The sequence below is a fragment of the Psychrilyobacter atlanticus DSM 19335 genome (assembly GCF_000426625.1).
GTDB lineage: Bacteria > Fusobacteriota > Fusobacteriia > Fusobacteriales > Fusobacteriaceae > Psychrilyobacter > Psychrilyobacter atlanticus.
This window is the reverse complement of record NZ_KE384547.1, coordinates 1,619,492-1,635,808: the sequence shown is the minus strand read 5'-3', so window position 1 is coordinate 1,635,808 and position 16,317 is coordinate 1,619,492. Positions and strand designations below refer to the sequence as shown.

Genomic DNA, 16,317 nt, shown 5'->3' with positions numbered 1-16,317 from the left:
AAAAAATGATTGTAGTAATGAAAGTGAAAATTGTTGAGGAAAAATCAAAGATCCTAAAAATAAAAAAAATCTGTAAAATTTGACACTTTTTTAATGTCTAATTTACAGATTTTTTGTTCTTATGTGATTTTATTTATTTTCTTTTTTCATTGCTATTTTTAAACAAACAGCGAACCCACCCCAAAATAGGGTTATGCTGCAAACAGCAACAATGATAGACTGGTACTCATATAAATACCTCCTAATTAATTATCTAAACAATACTTTATTTATCTTTCATCTTCATCGGCGTGTTCAAGGTGACTACCGATAGGATCGTGATATATTTTGTTTTCAAATTCTTTAGAAGCTTTTCTCTTTGTCATAATAAATGATCCAACTGTGATGATGGTCATAACTCCTAGGCCGTAAACTCCTAGTGCAGTCCAAGAATAACCTTCATATGGGCTAGCAATCTCACCTTTAACTTTAAGTAACAGGATAATAATCAAAATAACTGAGGTCCCTTTGATTGCCCAAAACCACCATCTTCCAACTCTGAAATCAGATATTTCATTGACATAAATTCTAACACTCTCAAGGTTGAAGAACCATCCTAGGATGATTAATTCTAATATACCAGCAATAACTATTCCATATTGATTGGTAGCGTAGTCTACTATATCTAATACATATAACCCGCCATTAGTTGCAACCAATAGTGATAAGATTCCAGAAGTGATTGCGAATCTATTTAAAGCTTGTACTCTAGTTAGATCAAACTTATCTGATATGGCAGCTACTACCGCTTCCATGATAGACATAGATGATGATAACCCGGCGAAGATAAGTGTAACAAAGAAGATTGCGCCAATCAAGCCATTCATTCCAGGTAATTGGTTGATCGCTTCCGGGAATACGATAAACGCTAAGCCTACACCGGCAGTTGAGACTTCAGCTACACTAACACCTTGAGTATGAGCCATAAATCCTAAGATGGAGAATACTCCGATACCAGAGATCAAGCTGAAACTACAGTTTCCTAGTCCGGTCATGAAGGCATTGTTAACAATATCTGACTTCTTAGGCAGATAACTTGCGTAAGCGTACATGATAGCGAAACAAATACTAAGAGAGAAAAAGATTTGTCCGTATGCAGCTAACCATACTTTCGGATCGGTTAATTTAGAAAAATCAGGGCTGAAAAAATAATCCAGACCATCCATAGCACCAGGAAGGGTAACTCCTCTGATTACGATAACGAATAAAGCCATAATTAAAAGTGGCATAAAGATCTTATTTGCTTTTTCTAATCCATCTTTTACACCCATTCTAAGAACACCATAGTTGATACCCCATACCAGTAGTAGTGGAGTTGCGACTTTGAGATTTAGCCCACCTAAACTTGAACCTAAGTTACTAAAAGTACTAGGAGCGTCTCCTAATTTCAAATATTCACCAAATAAAAATGCCTTTGGATCTGTACCCCATGCCCCGGTAAAAGCATAAAAAAGATAACTGAATGACCAGGCGATGATAACAACATAATATGTAGTTATAAAAAATGCAATAAGTGTTTGAAACCATCCAATAGCCTCATATTTTTTGTTCAATTTTGCAAAAACTCCAGGAGCACTAGAACGTATCTTGTGTCCCATGGCAAATTCTAAGATCAATAGCGGGATACCTGCTGTAAATAGTGCAATTAGATAAGGTATTAAAAATGCACCTCCACCATTACTAGCAGCTACATATGGAAATCTCCAGATATTACCTAATCCGATAGCTGAACCGATAGCGGCTAGGATAAACCCTGAACGGGATCCCCATTCACCTCTGTTTTCTTCCTTACTCATAAATATCACATCCTTTTTTTAATATAAAATATAATAGAAGTTCTCATGCCAAGGATTTTCTATGTTTTTTTTGTTACAACTAATTATACAATATAGGCGTAAAAATTCCTTTTGAGGAGATGAAAAAAGGTGGGGATAGTTCGGTAAAAAATTAATTTATTTAATTTTTATTTTCAGTATAGAAAAAACCTGTAAACTTTGACACTAATGTCTAATTTACAGGTTTTAATTCATTTTATTCTGTTTTTACTTACTTTTATTTATTTTCGTCTCTCATTGCTATTCTTAAACAAGTAGCAAATCCACCCCAAAGAAGAGTTATGCTGCAAACAGCAACGATGATAGCTCCAGTACTCATATAAATACCTCCTAATTATTATTTAAATAATGTTCCTATTAGTCTAAATCTAGATCCAACTCAAGCTCGTTGTTCATAGGCTCATTGTATATTTTATCTTCAAATTCCTGAGAACCTTTTCTCTTTGCCAGGATAAATGATCCAGCTGTTATGATAAGCATAACTCCTAATCCGTATACTCCCAATGCAGTCCAAGAATAACCTTCGTATGGAGCGGCAATTTCACCTTTTATCTTAAGAGCTAAGATAATTACTAGAAGAACAGAAGTTCCTTTGATTGCCCAAATCCACCATTTTCCAACTCTGAAATCAGATAATTCATTTACATAAGTTCTAACACTCTCAAGGTTGAAGAACCAACCTAAGATAACTAATTCTAATATACCAGCAATAACAATTCCATATTGATTAGTTGCATAGTCTACGATATCTAATACATATAATCCACCATTAGTCGCAACTAATAGTGATAAGATTCCAGAAGTAAGTGCAAATCTATTTAAAGCTTGTACTCTAGTTAATTTAAACTTATCAGAGATAGCGGCTACTACAGCTTCCATGATAGACATAGATGATGATAATCCTGCAAAGATAAGTGTAACGAAGAAGATTCCACCGATTAATCCATTCATCCCTGGTAATTGATTTATAGCTTCTGGGAATACAATAAATGCTAGTCCTACACCAGCAGTTGAAACTTCAGCTACGCTGACACCTTGAGTATGAGCCATAAATCCTAAGATAGAGAATACTCCGATACCAGAGATTAAACTGAAACTACAGTTTCCTAATCCAGTCATAAATGCATTGTTAACAATATCTGATTTCTTAGGTAAATAACTCGCATAAGCATACATGATAGCAAAACAAATACTAAGTGAGAAAAAGATTTGTCCGTATGCAGCTAACCATACTTGTGGGTCAGTTAATTTAGAAAAATCAGGGCTGAAGAAATAATCCAGACCATCCATAGCACCAGGGAGAGTAACTCCTCTGATTACGATAACGAATAACGCCATAATTAAAAGTGGCATAAAGATCTTATTTGCTTTTTCCAATCCATTTTTTACACCCATTCTAAGAACACTGTAGTTTACTCCCCATACTAGTAATAGTGGGAGTGCAACCTTAAGATTTAATCCTCCTAAACTGGCACCTAAGTTACCTAAAGTACTAGGGGCATCTCCTAATTTTAAATACTCACCGAATAAAAATGCTTTTGGATCTGTTCCCCATGCTCCTGTAAAAGCGAAGAAAAGGTAACTGAATGACCAAGCGATAATAACAACATAATATGTAGTTATAAAAAATGCAATAAGTGTTTGAAACCATCCAATAGCTTCATATTTTTTGTTTAACTTTGCAAATACTCCAGGAGCACTAGAACGTATCTTGTGTCCCATGGCAAATTCTAATATTAATAATGGTATACCTGCTGTAAATAGTGCAACCAGGTAAGGGATTAAAAATGCTCCTCCACCATTACTTGCAGCGACATATGGAAATCTCCAGATGTTTCCTAAACCGATTGCCGAACCTATAGCGGCAAGAATAAACCCTGAACGAGAACCCCACTGGCCTCTGTTTTCTTCCTTACTCATAAATATCACATCCTTAATTTTTTTAAATGATAAAATAAAATTTATTGAAATTATCATTATATTATATACTATTTTTATAATATGTCAATACTAAAATTTGAGACACACCTTTTAGAATAGTAAAATAAACAACTTTCTTATTAGAAGTATATACTATAATTTTAATATGTCAATACTAAAAAACTAATTCATTTTTTCACATAATGCAGAAAGGGTAGAAAAAGTCTGTAAAAAGCACACTATATTAAAAAAGTTAAAAAACGCTAAAAATAGAGTGAAAATTAAATTAAAATGAAAAAAAATAAAGAATTTTGTGCGTTTTTTATGCCTGTTTGTCCCTAGAAAAAGAATAAGAAATCTTGCTATTTTGTGTTATTTATGTTAAAATCTAGGAAAGAATTAAAATAAATAATAAAGGAGGGAGAGAGCTGAGAGGTTCTCTCCCTATTTGTTACAAAAGAGAGGTGAAAAATATGGCAAAAAAAGTGGATGAAAAACTATTGGAAAGAGTAGAAAAATTACTAATTCCAGTATTAAAACCCATAGAATTAGAATTGGTTGATATGGAATATGTTCAAGATGGAGCTTATTGGTTTTTAAGAATATATCTTGAAAAAATTGATGGTGAAATTACTTTAGATGAATGTGCTAAGGTGAGCAATAGTATTTCAGAAGATGTAGATAAGATGATAGAGGATAAATTTTTCTTAGAGGTGTCTTCGCCAGGTTTAGAGAGACCACTCAAAAAAGAGAAGGATTTTGTAAGATTTGCTGGGGAAAAAATCAAAGTTATACTAAAGCATAAACTTGAAGATTCAAGAAACTGGACTGGGGAATTGGAAAAAATAGAAGGATCTGTAGTTTATTTAAATACTGAGGAAAAAACTTTAGAAATTCCTTTTGAGGAAATAAAAAAAGCTAATATAGTTTTTGAATTTAAAGATAAATAGAGATAAGTAGGAGGTCAAAAGTGACAAAAAAAGATTTTAAAATTTTCTTAGAAGCTTTAGATGAGTTAGAAAAAGAAAAAGGAATTAGTAAGGAAGAATTAATAGAGACAATAGAGCAAGCTATCCTTGCAGCATATAAGAAAAATTATGGTGAATACGATAATTTATCAGTAAGAATAGATGAAAAGAAAGCAAAAATAATTATTTTTGTTCCTAAAACAGTAGTAGCAAGTGTTCAAGATGATGAGTTAGAGATAGAGTTATCTGAAGCTCAAATGATACCTGGAAAGAAAAGATCAAAAATCGGTGACGTAGTAGAAATCGAAGAAAATTGTGAAGAGTTCAAGAGAAATGCTATCCAAAATGGAAAACAGATTGTTATCCAAAAAGTAAGGGAAGCAGAAAGACAACATCTATATGATAACTTTAAAGAAAATGAGCATGAGATGTTAAATGGTATTATCAGAAGAATAGATGAAAGAAGAAACATCCATATTGAATTCGATATGAAAGAAGCGGTATTAACTATACAAGAACAATCACCGGCTGATTTATATAGAGTTGGAGATAGACTTAAGGTATATGTATCTGAAGTTGAAAAGACAAATAAATATCCTAAGATAATAATTTCTAGAAAACATGATGATTTCTTAAGAAAATTATTTGAATTAGAAGTTCCTGAGATAGAAGAGGGAATAATAGAATTAAAATCAGTAGTAAGAGAAGCAGGATCTAGAGCTAAAGTAGCAGTATACTCAGATAATGAAGATATTGACACTGTAGGAGCTTGTATCGGTCAAAGAGGACTTAGAATCAAGAATATAGTTACTGAACTTAATGGTGAGAAGATAGATATCATCGAATGGAAAAAGGATAAAAAAGAATTCGTTAAAGCTGCTCTTAGCCCGGCTAAAGTAGAATCTGTAGAGATCTTAGACGATGAAGAAACAGCAAGAGTAATAGTAGAAAAGAGTCAACTGTCTCTTGCAATCGGTAAAGCAGGTCAAAATGCAAGGTTAGCAGCAAAATTAACAGGAATGAGAGTAGATATTAAAACTCTTGAAGATGTAATGGCTGCTGAAGAAGAAGTAAAATTATCTAAAGAGCTTTCTTTAGAAGATAACAAGATAGAGGAAACAGTTGAGGGAGAAAATGAATAATACTCCTACTAGAACATGTCTTGTATGCAGAGAAAAAAAAGATAAAAGCGAACTTTTTAGGATTGTAGAGATAGATGGTCAATATATATTCGATGAAAATCAAAATATGCAGGCAAGGGGTACATATGTATGTAAAACCCATGAGTGCATAAAAAGATTGTCTAAGAATAGAAAAATAAACCTGTCTAACGAAGACTTATACAAGATGGCTATAACAGTAAAAAGAGCTCAGAAAGATTATTTGAGTTTATTAGAAACTATGAAACGTTCTGAATTTTTAAGTTTTGGAATTAACATGGTTACAGAGGACATAAAAAGAATACATTTTTTAATAATTGCTGAAGATATCAGTGAAAAAAATGATAAAAGAATTATGAGATTAGCACGAGAAAACAATATAAAATTCATTCATTACGGATCGAAGGCACAGTTAGGTGCTATTTTTGATAAACCTGAAGTAAATCTGATAGGTATCAAAAGTAAAAAGGTGGCTCGTGGTATGACGGAATAGATACTAGGAGGAATATATGAGAGTACATGAAATAGCAAAAAAATATGATAAAACAAGTAAAGAATTCTTAGAGATATTAAACGAATTAGGTATAGAGGGAAAAAAGAGCGTTTCTGGATTAAATGAAGACGAAGTAATTAAGGTAGAGGCTTACTTCAATTCAAATGAAGGAACTGCAGAAGAAACAGATAAAAAAAGTAAGAAGAAAAAAAAGAAAACAACTAAGGTAAAAGAAAAGAAAGAAAAAGTAGTAAAAGAAAAGAAGGAAAAAAAGAAAAAAGGTAAAAGAAACGAATTTACTATGAATAAAGCAGAAGAAGTAGAAGATGAAGTTATCGAAGAAGATGGAGTAAAATTAATAAAGATAAGAGGTGAAATTACATTAGGTAACTTCGCTGAGAAATTAGGAATAAATGTTTCTGAACTTATCAAAAAGTTATTCTTAAAAGGACAAATGTTAACTATCAACAGTGTTATAGATATGGATTTAGCTGAAGAATTAGCTGATGATTATGATGCTATGGTAGAGCAAGAAGAAGTAGAAGAGATGGCATTTGGAGATAAATTTAACTTAGAAGTTGGAGATAAAGAAACTGACCTTGTAGAAAGAGCTCCAATCATAACTATCATGGGACATGTTGACCATGGAAAAACTTCATTATTAGACGCTATCAGAGAAGCTAATGTAGCAGATGGAGAAGCTGGTGGAATCACTCAAAAGATCGGTGCTTACCAAATAGTAAAAGACGGTAAAAAAATATCTTTCGTAGATACTCCAGGACATGAGGCGTTTACAGAAATGAGAGCAAGAGGAGCACAAGTTACAGATATAGCTATCTTAGTAGTAGCAGCAGACGATGGTGTAATGCCTCAAACTGTAGAAGCTGTAGCCCATGCAAAATCAGCTAATGTACCTATCATAATTGCAGTAAATAAGATAGATAAAGACGGAGCAGATCCATCTAGAGTTAAAAATGAATTAATGGAACATGGATTAGTACCAGTTGAGTGGGGTGGAGATGTAGAATTCATCGAAATTTCTGCTAAATTCAAACAAAACCTAGAAGGAATCTTAGATACTATATTAATTACAGCAGAGATGTTAGAATTAAAAGGTAATCCAAAGAAAAGAGCAAAAGGTGTAGTTATGGAATCTAGATTAGATCCAAAAGTAGGACCAATTGCTGACGTTTTAGTACAGGAAGGAACTCTTAAAGTTGGAGATATAATCGTAGCGGGAGAATCTTATGGAAAAGTAAGAGCATTACTTAACGATAAAGGTGAAAAAACAGAAGTTGCTTCACTTTCTCAACCAGCTGAAGTTATAGGATTCAATACAGTTCCAGAAGCTGGAGATGTAATGTATGTAGTTCAAAATGAACAACATGCTAGAAGAATCGTAGAAGAAGTAGAAAAAGATAGAAAATTAAACGACCAAAACAAGAAAAAACATATCTCTTTAGAAGTTTTATCTCAACATATGGATGATATTAACTTAAAAGAATTAAACCTTATTATAAGAGCAGACTCAAAAGGTTCTGTACAAGCTCTTAAGGAATCATTAAATAAATTATCTACATCAGAAGTAGCAGTAAATATCATCCAAGCTACATCTGGAGCAATATCTGAAAGTGACATTAGACTAGCAGAAGCATCTAATGCAATCATCTTAGGATTTAACGTAAGACCAACTACAAAAGCTATGAGAGATGCAGAAAAAGCTGGTGTAGAGATCAGAACTTCTAGTATCATCTATCAAATTGTAGAAGATATAGAGCAAGCTTTATCAGGAATGTTAGACCCTGAATATAAAGAAGTTTACTTAGGAAGAATCGAGATCAAAAAAGTATTTAAAGTATCTAAAATTGGAAACATAGCTGGTTGTTATGTAGAAGATGGAAAGATCTATGCTGATTCAAAGATCAGAATTCTTAGAAATGGTGTAATGGTATACGATGGAGAATTAGCTTCATTAAAGAGATATCAAGACGATGCTAAAGAAGTTATCGTAGGTCAAGAATGTGGATTAAATATCAAGAACTTTAATGATATTAAAGAGGGAGATACTGTAGAAGCATACAAGATCGATGAAATCCAAAGAACACTAAAAGATGTGAAATAATTATGAGAAAACAAAGATTATTAGGCATCGAAAAACAAATGACAAGAATAATATCTACAGCTTTATTCATGGAAGTTAAAAATCCAAAAATTCAAGGGATGGTATCGGTAACTAAGATAGAAGTTACTCAAGACCTAAGATATGCAGATGCATATTTTAGTGTTTTATCTGTTGGAGATAATAAAGTAGATGAACTTATGGTTTTAGAAGGGTTAAATGAGATCAGAAAATACTTAAGAAAAAGAGTATCGGAAGAAACTAACCTTAGATATGTACCTGAAATCAGAGTATTTTTAGATGATACAGTGGCTAGAGCGATAAAAATATCTAACTTAATTGATAAAGTTAACAATTAGGAGGATATGGTATGTATTGGGAATATAATACATATGATGAGTCCCAGGTGAAAGACAAAGTTGAGAAGCATAATTTATCCACAGAAGTGGTAAAACTCCTGCTATCACGGGGGATTGATTCCGATGACGATATCCAGAAATTTTTAAATGCAGGTGTAGAAGATCTAGAAGATCCATTTGATTTTGAAAGGATGGAGGAGGTCGTAGAAAAGGTAATCAGGGCTAAAGATAGTAAAAGTAAGGTATTTATCTATGGCGATTATGATGTAGATGGTATAACAGCCTCTGTTTATCTGACTATTGTTTTTAATCTTATCGGGATAGAAACCTCATATTATATTCCAAATCGTATGGATGAGGGGTATGGTCTGAATAGGCAGGCAATAGATTATGTCAATGAAAGAAGTGGAAAGGTAATCATAACGGTAGATACAGGAATTAATTCAGTAGAAGATTTTGAATATGCAAAATCTCTAGGTATCGATGTTATAATTACCGATCATCATAAAATAATAAAAGATAAAAAAGAAAAACTTTTAGTAATTAACCCCAAATTAAGTAAAAATTACAGATTTAAATATCTATCTGGTGCTGGAGTAGCTTTTAAAGTAGCTTGTGCTGTATATAAAAAACTAGGTATGGATCCAAAAGCTCTATATGAACATTTGGACATAGTGATGATAGGAACTATAGCAGACGTAATGCCTTTAACGGATGAAAACAGAGTTATAGTGAAAAATGGGTTGATAGCTTTAAAAAATACTAAGATAAAGGGACTCAGGTCCCTGCTTAGATATTTGAAATTATCACCTAAAGATATAAGCACAACAGATATCAGCTTTTTTGTATCACCGTTATTAAATGCCTTGGGAAGGATTGGAAAATCAAGAACGGGAGCAGACTTCTTTTTAGAAGGGAATGACAGTGAACTTTATTCTATTATTGAGGATATGAAAAAATCCAACAATAAAAGACGTATTTTAGAGAGAAAAATTTTTAATGAGATTAACGATGAAGTGGAGAAGATAGAGGATAAAGATAGTTTGAAATATCTATTTTTAAAATCCCATGATTGGCATCCAGGTGTTATTGGAGTTGTAGCCAGCAGACTTTCTGTCAGGTACAACATTCCAGTTATCCTTATCTCGTTACAAAATAACTTTGGAAAGGCGTCTTGTAGAAGTGTAGCAGGGATAAATATATTTAATATATTAAATAATATGTCTGATACCTTGATTAGATTTGGAGGGCATGATTTAGCTGCTGGATTCATAGTAGCTAAAGATAAACTGGAAACAGTTGAAAAAGCTATTGCCAAAGGTATTGGAGAATCTACAAAAAAGTACAAAAAAGATATTATAAAGATAGATTATAACTATCCATTAGAGATGGTAGATGATAACTTTATAGGTGAACTTGCTAAGATTTCACCCTTTGGAGCAGCTAATCCATATCCACTATTTATAGACAGAGATCTAAAATTTGTCAGAGTGAAAAAATTTGGAGTTGAAGATAAACATTTTAAAACTTTTTTAGAAAAAAATGGGAAACTTTACTCTGCTGTAGGATTCAATCTGGCTCATAAGATCGATGAAGATAATTATATGGATAAAATCTATGAAATAGCATACTATCCAGAAAAAATTTGTTATAATAATAATAAAATTATTCAAATTAAAATAAAAGATATAAAAATAAAAGTGTAATAAGTAAAGATGATTTATGAATTACCCACACAAAGTAATAAGTGCTTAGAGCATTTAAATATATATAATCACATACAAGGAGGAACAAAGAACATGAATTATGAAGTAAAAAAATTAGATAACTCAGTAGTTGAAATCACATTAAAGGTAGAAGGTGCAGAAGTATCTACTGCTAAGAAAGACGCTGTAAAAAAAATAGCTAAGGATGCTGAAATTCCAGGATTCAGAAAAGGACATGCACCTGAATCAGCTATCGAATCTCATTATGAAGGTGTAATCAAAGAAGAGATTACTGACGCTATCTTAAAATCTCATTATGAAGCTATCTTAAAGGATGGACAAATCAATCCTGTAGATTACATAAAGACAACTAAAGTAGACTTAGATGGAGAAAAATTTGCTGTTACATTTATGGTAGATGTATTCCCTGAGATCAAATTAGGAGAATATAAAGGATTAGAAGCTACAAAAGAAGCATTCGAAATGAATGATGAAATTGTAAACAAAGAGATCGAAATGATGGTATCTGCTAAGGCTAACTTAGAAGATGCTGCTGAAGGTCACAAAGCTGAAATCAACGACACTTTAGATCTTGCATTTGAAGGATTTGTTGATGGAGTAGCTTTCGAAGGTGGAAAGTCTGAATCACACATGTTAAAATTAGGAACTAAATCTTTCATAGATACATTTGAAGAGCAATTAGTAGGATATGAAAAAGGTCAAGAGGGAGAAATAGTAGTAACTTTCCCAACTGAATATAATGCAGAACACTTAGCTGGAAAGGAAGCAACTTTCAAAGTTAAAATAAACGCAATAAAAGTAACTGCTACACCTGAATTAAATGAAGAATTCGCAAAGGAAGCAGGATTTGAATCTGTAGAAGATTTAAAAACTAAGAAAACTGAAGAGATCAAAAACAGAGAAGAAGCTAGAGTAGAGGGAGAATATAGACAAACTTTATTAAACCAAGTTTTAGCTAACACTGAAATGACTTTACCTTTATCTATGGTAGCTAGAGAGATCAAAGGAAGAATTTCTGAGATGGAAAACCAATTAAAATCTCAAGGAATGAACTTAGAGATGTACTTACAAATGTCAGGATCTACAATGGAGCAATTAAACGAGCAAGTTAGACCTATGGCAATTGAAAAGATCAAATTAGACCTTATCTTAGATGAGATCGCAAAGATCGAAAAGATCGAATTAACTGAAGAAGAGTTAGAAGCTAAATTAGTTGAAGTTGCTTCTATGTACAAGATGGATGCAGACAAGTTAAAGGAAGAATTAACTAAAGCAAACAACTTAGAGAACTTCACAATGAACTTAAAAGTAGATGCTACTATGCAAAAAACTGTTGAATTCATTCAAGCACAAGCTAAATAATTAAATTAAGTGTATAGACTTTTGGGACAAATTTTATTTGTCCCTTAAGCTATATATATAGACCACCATTTTTATAAGTTATATAAATTTAAAGGGAGTGGGTTTATTGTATAAATTATTAAATGTTATTTGATAATTTATATGATAAATAAAAAAACATTTGGAGGTAAAAATTTATGTATAATCCAACAGTTATTGAAAATAACGGAAAAGGTGAAAGAGCCTACGACATATATTCGAGATTATTAAAGGATAGAATAATCTTTTTAGGAACAGAGATAAACGATCTAGTAGCTAACTCAATAGTGGCACAATTATTATTTTTAGAGGCAGATGCCCCGGAAAAAGATATAATTATGTACATTAACAGCCCAGGAGGAGTTATAACTTCAGGAATGGCAATATACGATACTATGAAGTATATCAGACCAGATGTACAAACTGTGTGTATAGGTCAAGCTGCATCTATGGGAGCACTTTTACTAACAGCAGGAGCAAAAGGTAAAAGATTTGCACTGCCAAATGCTAGAGTAATGATCCATCAACCATTAGGAGGAGCTCAAGGTCAAGCTACTGATATCCAAATTCAAGCTAAAGAAATTCAAAGAATGAAAGAATTAACTTCTAAAATAATATCTGAAACGACAGGAAAAAGTATAGAGCAAGTAAAAAAAGACACTGAAAGAGATAATTTTATGACAGCTGAGGAAGCTATGGAATATGGATTGGTTGACAGAGTATTCGCAGAAGGGGAGAGATAGAATGAAAAGAGAAATACAAAAATGTTCATTTTGTGGAAAATCAGAAAATGAAGTAGCGAAATTAATAACAGGTCCAGATGCAAATATATGTGATGAGTGTATAGAAGCTTGTGGGATGCTTATAGAAGATATGCAAATAGAGATGGGAGAATCTGTAGAAGATAACAGCTTTGATGATGTTACTCTGATGACTCCTAAAGAGATAAAGGCAAAATTAGATGACTATGTAATAGGTCAGGAAGCTGCAAAGAAAGTATTGGCAGTATCGGTATATAATCACTATAAAAGAATCAGACATAAAGGAAAAACTGGAGATGTAGAATTACAGAAATCAAATGTTTTACTTATTGGTCCTACAGGAACAGGTAAGACTCTTTTAGCTGAAACTTTGGCTAAAACTCTTCATGTACCATTTGCTATAGCAGATGCAACTACCCTTACAGAAGCAGGGTATGTAGGAGATGACGTAGAGAATGTATTGGTAAGATTGTTACAGGCAGCTGACTATGATGTAGAAGCGGCCGAGAGAGGAATAATCTATATAGATGAGCTAGATAAAGTAGCTAGAAAATCAGAAAATACCTCTATAACTCGTGATGTATCAGGAGAAGGAGTACAGCAGGCACTTCTTAAAATCGTAGAGGGAACTGAAGCACAGGTACCTCCTCAAGGTGGAAGAAAGCATCCAAACCAAGAATTAGTAAAGATAAATACAAAGAACATCCTATTTATTGTAGGAGGAGCTTTTGAAGGTCTAGAGAAGGTAATCAAATCTAGATCAAATAAAAAAGTTATGGGATTTGGAGCTACTGTAATAAATGAAAAGAATGAATCTGAAGGAGAAGCTTTCATGAGGGTTTTACCAGAAGATCTAGTAAGACAAGGTATAATTCCTGAACTTATAGGTAGATTCCCAGTAATTACTACTCTAGCTAACTTAGATGAAGAAGCTTTGATGAAAATATTGACTGAACCTAAGAATGCATTGGTAAAACAATATAAAACATTCTTTGAATTAGAAAATGTAGAATTAGAATTTGAAGAAAGTGCCCTTAGAAAAATGGCAGAGTTAGCTCTAAAAAGAAAGATAGGAGCCAGAGGACTACGTGCACTTATGGAAAGTGCAATGTTAGATCTAATGTATGAGATCCCGTCTAATCCTGCTGTAGAAAAAGTAAGAATAACAGAGGAATCAGTGATGGATAATAGCAAAGCACTGATAATAGAAAAAACTAAAAAATTAAAATAATGATCGGGAGGGAAAACGATGACAAAGATTACATTTATACCTACTAGAGATCTAGTGGTTTTTCCGGGAGCTATAATGCCTCTTTATATAGGAAGAGAAAAAAGTGTTAATACATTGGAAAAATCACTGGCTGAGGACAGTAAACTAATCCTGTGTATGCAAAAAGACTTTTTAGTGGAAGAACCAAATTACACAGATGATATACATAAAATAGGGGTAGAAGCTACTATTCTACAGACAGTAAAGATGCCGAATAATACGGTAAAAGTATTGGTAGAAGCTTCTCATAGAATTATTTTAGGTGATATAGAGGAAACTGATGGAGTAATCTACGCTGAATCTACAGCTGTTGAGACAGAGGAATTATCCGAAAATGTAGGAGAAGCTATAGTTAGAAGGGTATTAAAATCATTTGAAAGATATGCTAAATTAAGTGGTAAGATCCTACCAGATCTTTTAGTTAGTATAAAATCTATGAAAGATACAGACAAAAAGTTTGACCTAATAAGTGGAAATTTAAATATTACATCTGAAGAAAAACAAAAACTTTTAGAGATATTTAATTTAGAGGAAAGAGGTTATAAACTAATAGAGATCTTAAAGAAAGAATTAGAGATCTTAAACTTAGAGAAAAAAATAGAAAATAAAGTAAAAGAAAAGATGAATTCAGCTCAAAGAGCGTATTTCTTGAAGGAAAAATTAAGTGCTATAAAGGAAGAACTAGGAGAAGATCAGTCTGATGACGATGATATCTTAGAATTAAAAAAATTAATAAAGAGCAAGAAACTTCCAAAAGAAGTAAAGAAAAAAGTAGAAAAAGAGATCTCTAAATTATCTAAGATGCCGGCATTTTCAGCTGAAGCTAGTGTAGTACGTAACTATGTAGAAACAGTATTAGACCTGCCTTGGAGCAAGAAAACAAAGGATATCTTAGATATAAAAAAAGCTCATGATAAGTTAGAAGAAGATCACTATGGGTTAAAAGAGATAAAAGAAAGGATCTTAGAGTATTTAGCAGTTAAAAAATTAAATCCAAATATGAAGGGTACAATCCTTTGTTTAGTGGGACCTCCAGGTGTAGGTAAAACTTCACTGGCTAAATCTGTAGCAGATGCTATGGGAAGAAATTTTTCAAGAATTTCTTTAGGTGGAGTAAGAGATGAATCAGAGATTAGAGGACATAGAAGAACTTATATTGGTTCTATGCCAGGGAAATTAATAAAAGCTATGAAACAGGCTAAAACTAAAAACCCACTTATATTATTAGATGAGATTGATAAGATGTCTAGCGATGCTAAGGGAGATCCTAGTTCTGCAATGTTAGAGGTTCTTGACCCGGAACAAAACAAGAACTTTGAAGATCACTATCTAGACATACCATTTGATCTTTCCAATGTATTCTTTATAGCTACAGCAAATGATTTGAGAGGTATCCCAGGACCCCTTAGAGACAGAATGGAGATTATCGGTTTAAATTCATACACTGAATTTGAAAAGATGCATATAGCTAAAAAATATCTATTAGATGAAGCTAAGGTAGATAATGGATTATCTGAAATAGATGTTAAAGTATCTGATGAAGCACTCCTAAGAATTATAAATGAATATACTAGGGAAGCTGGTGTAAGAAATTTAAAGAGAGAGATACACAGCCTATATAGAAAATTAGCTAAGTTAGTCTTAGAAAAAAATAGGAAAAAAATAACTGTAACAGTAAAAAATCTGGAAACATATCTTGGAAAGGTGAAATACAGACCTGATAAGATCAAGGAAAAAGAGCCTAAATTAGGTGTAGTAACTGGATTGGCATGGACAAGTGTCGGAGGAACTACACTAGAGGTACAATCAGTTTCTATGAAAGGTAAGGGTAAGATCTTATTAACTGGAAAATTAGGAGATGTAATGAAGGAGTCAGCACATGTGGCTTATTCTTATGTTAGATCGGTTGCTGAAGAATTAAAAATAGATGAAAAATTCAATGAAAATACAGATGTACATCTTCACTTTCCAGAGGGTGCTGTACCAAAAGATGGTCCATCTGCAGGTGTGACTATTACTACAGCTTTAATCTCAGTATTGACAAAGAAAAAGATAAGACAGGATATTGCCATGACCGGAGAGATTACAATTACTGGAGAGGTATTACCAGTAGGAGGAATCAAGGAAAAGGTAATCGGAGCACATAGAATTGGAATTCACGAGGTAATATTACCATTAGACAATGAGTCTGATGTAGATGAATTGCCTAGAGAAGTGAAAAAAGATATGACTATTCATTTTGCAAAAACTTATGAAGATGTCAAAAAAATAGCATTTGAAAGATAA

Annotated in this window: 14 protein-coding genes; 10 read left to right on the top strand and 4 right to left on the bottom strand. The window is 32.6% G+C overall.

What is annotated here, in order from left to right; all coding sequences use genetic code 11:
* Positions 1-129: 129 nt before the first annotated feature.
* The 4 genes from K337_RS20480 to K337_RS0108325 all read right to left on the bottom strand — a co-directional run bounded on the left by K337_RS20480 (position 130) and on the right by K337_RS0108325 (position 3,794).
* Positions 130-213, bottom strand: a complete 84-nt coding sequence (locus tag K337_RS20480; protein WP_425414017.1) for a MetS family NSS transporter small subunit — start codon at positions 211-213, stop codon at positions 130-132.
* A 56-nt stretch (positions 214-269) separates the two neighbouring features.
* On the bottom strand, positions 270-1,835 hold the full coding sequence (locus K337_RS18070; RefSeq protein WP_051251681.1) for a sodium-dependent transporter: 1,566 nt from the start codon (positions 1,833-1,835) through the stop codon (positions 270-272).
* Between the two features lie 256 nt (positions 1,836-2,091).
* Positions 2,092-2,193 (bottom strand): MetS family NSS transporter small subunit, encoded by a 102-nt coding sequence (locus tag K337_RS19830; protein WP_156877346.1) that lies wholly within the window; start codon positions 2,191-2,193, stop codon positions 2,092-2,094.
* 38 nt (positions 2,194-2,231) lie between these two features.
* Positions 2,232-3,794, bottom strand: coding sequence for a sodium-dependent transporter (locus K337_RS0108325; protein ID WP_028856191.1), 1,563 nt, complete (start codon positions 3,792-3,794; stop codon positions 2,232-2,234).
* A gap of 485 nt (positions 3,795-4,279) precedes the next feature.
* On the opposite strand from K337_RS0108325, the gene K337_RS0108320 reads away from it, so the two are divergent.
* The 10 genes from K337_RS0108320 to lon all read left to right on the top strand — a co-directional run bounded on the left by K337_RS0108320 (position 4,280) and on the right by lon (position 16,317).
* Complete coding sequence (locus K337_RS0108320; RefSeq protein ID WP_245584874.1) at positions 4,280-4,744, top strand: ribosome maturation factor RimP; 465 nt, start codon at positions 4,280-4,282, stop codon at positions 4,742-4,744.
* Positions 4,745-4,764: 20 nt separating this feature from the next.
* Positions 4,765-5,904 (top strand): transcription termination factor NusA, encoded by a 1,140-nt coding sequence (gene nusA / locus K337_RS18065; RefSeq protein WP_051251680.1) that lies wholly within the window; start codon positions 4,765-4,767, stop codon positions 5,902-5,904.
* Positions 5,897-6,415: a DUF448 domain-containing protein gene (locus K337_RS0108310; RefSeq protein WP_028856189.1), complete on the top strand. Its 519-nt coding sequence runs from the start codon at positions 5,897-5,899 to the stop codon at positions 6,413-6,415. The genes nusA and K337_RS0108310 overlap by 8 nt, the downstream gene beginning before the upstream one ends.
* 16 nt (positions 6,416-6,431) lie before the next feature.
* Positions 6,432-8,537, top strand: coding sequence for a translation initiation factor IF-2 (gene infB / locus K337_RS0108305; protein ID WP_028856188.1), 2,106 nt, complete (start codon positions 6,432-6,434; stop codon positions 8,535-8,537).
* A 2-nt stretch (positions 8,538-8,539) separates the two neighbouring features.
* A complete protein-coding gene (gene rbfA / locus K337_RS0108300) occupies positions 8,540-8,893 on the top strand; it encodes a 30S ribosome-binding factor RbfA (protein ID WP_028856187.1) in 354 nt (117 codons plus the stop codon).
* A gap of 11 nt (positions 8,894-8,904) precedes the next feature.
* A complete protein-coding gene (recJ, locus tag K337_RS0108295; RefSeq protein ID WP_051251679.1) occupies positions 8,905-10,599 on the top strand; it encodes a single-stranded-DNA-specific exonuclease RecJ in 1,695 nt (564 codons plus the stop codon).
* A 93-nt stretch (positions 10,600-10,692) separates the two neighbouring features.
* The gene (gene tig / locus K337_RS0108290; RefSeq protein WP_028856185.1) at positions 10,693-11,982 is read left to right on the top strand and encodes a trigger factor; all 1,290 of its coding nucleotides are present in this window, start codon (positions 10,693-10,695) and stop codon (positions 11,980-11,982) included.
* A 176-nt stretch (positions 11,983-12,158) separates the two neighbouring features.
* A complete protein-coding gene (clpP, locus tag K337_RS0108285; protein WP_028856184.1) occupies positions 12,159-12,743 on the top strand; it encodes an ATP-dependent Clp endopeptidase proteolytic subunit ClpP in 585 nt (194 codons plus the stop codon).
* Between the two features lies 1 nt (position 12,744).
* A complete protein-coding gene (gene clpX / locus K337_RS0108280; RefSeq protein ID WP_028856183.1) occupies positions 12,745-13,992 on the top strand; it encodes an ATP-dependent Clp protease ATP-binding subunit ClpX in 1,248 nt (415 codons plus the stop codon).
* A gap of 18 nt (positions 13,993-14,010) precedes the next feature.
* Complete coding sequence (gene lon, locus K337_RS0108275) at positions 14,011-16,317, top strand: endopeptidase La (RefSeq protein WP_028856182.1); 2,307 nt, start codon at positions 14,011-14,013, stop codon at positions 16,315-16,317.

Coding starts and splice junctions, on each gene's coding strand:
- K337_RS18070 (WP_051251681.1), bottom strand. CDS start 1,835: ATGAGTAAGGAAGAAAACAGAGGTGAATGGGGATCCCGTTCAGGGTTT.
- K337_RS19830 (WP_156877346.1), bottom strand. CDS start 2,193: ATGAGTACTGGAGCTATCATCGTTGCTGTTTGCAGCATAACTCTTCTT.
- K337_RS0108325 (WP_028856191.1), bottom strand. CDS start 3,794: ATGAGTAAGGAAGAAAACAGAGGCCAGTGGGGTTCTCGTTCAGGGTTT.
- K337_RS0108310 (WP_028856189.1), top strand. CDS start 5,897: ATGAATAATACTCCTACTAGAACATGTCTTGTATGCAGAGAAAAAAAA.
- infB (WP_028856188.1), top strand. CDS start 6,432: ATGAGAGTACATGAAATAGCAAAAAAATATGATAAAACAAGTAAAGAA.
- rbfA (WP_028856187.1), top strand. CDS start 8,540: ATGAGAAAACAAAGATTATTAGGCATCGAAAAACAAATGACAAGAATA.
- recJ (WP_051251679.1), top strand. CDS start 8,905: ATGTATTGGGAATATAATACATATGATGAGTCCCAGGTGAAAGACAAA.
- tig (WP_028856185.1), top strand. CDS start 10,693: ATGAATTATGAAGTAAAAAAATTAGATAACTCAGTAGTTGAAATCACA.
- clpP (WP_028856184.1), top strand. CDS start 12,159: ATGTATAATCCAACAGTTATTGAAAATAACGGAAAAGGTGAAAGAGCC.
- clpX (WP_028856183.1), top strand. CDS start 12,745: ATGAAAAGAGAAATACAAAAATGTTCATTTTGTGGAAAATCAGAAAAT.
- lon (WP_028856182.1), top strand. CDS start 14,011: ATGACAAAGATTACATTTATACCTACTAGAGATCTAGTGGTTTTTCCG.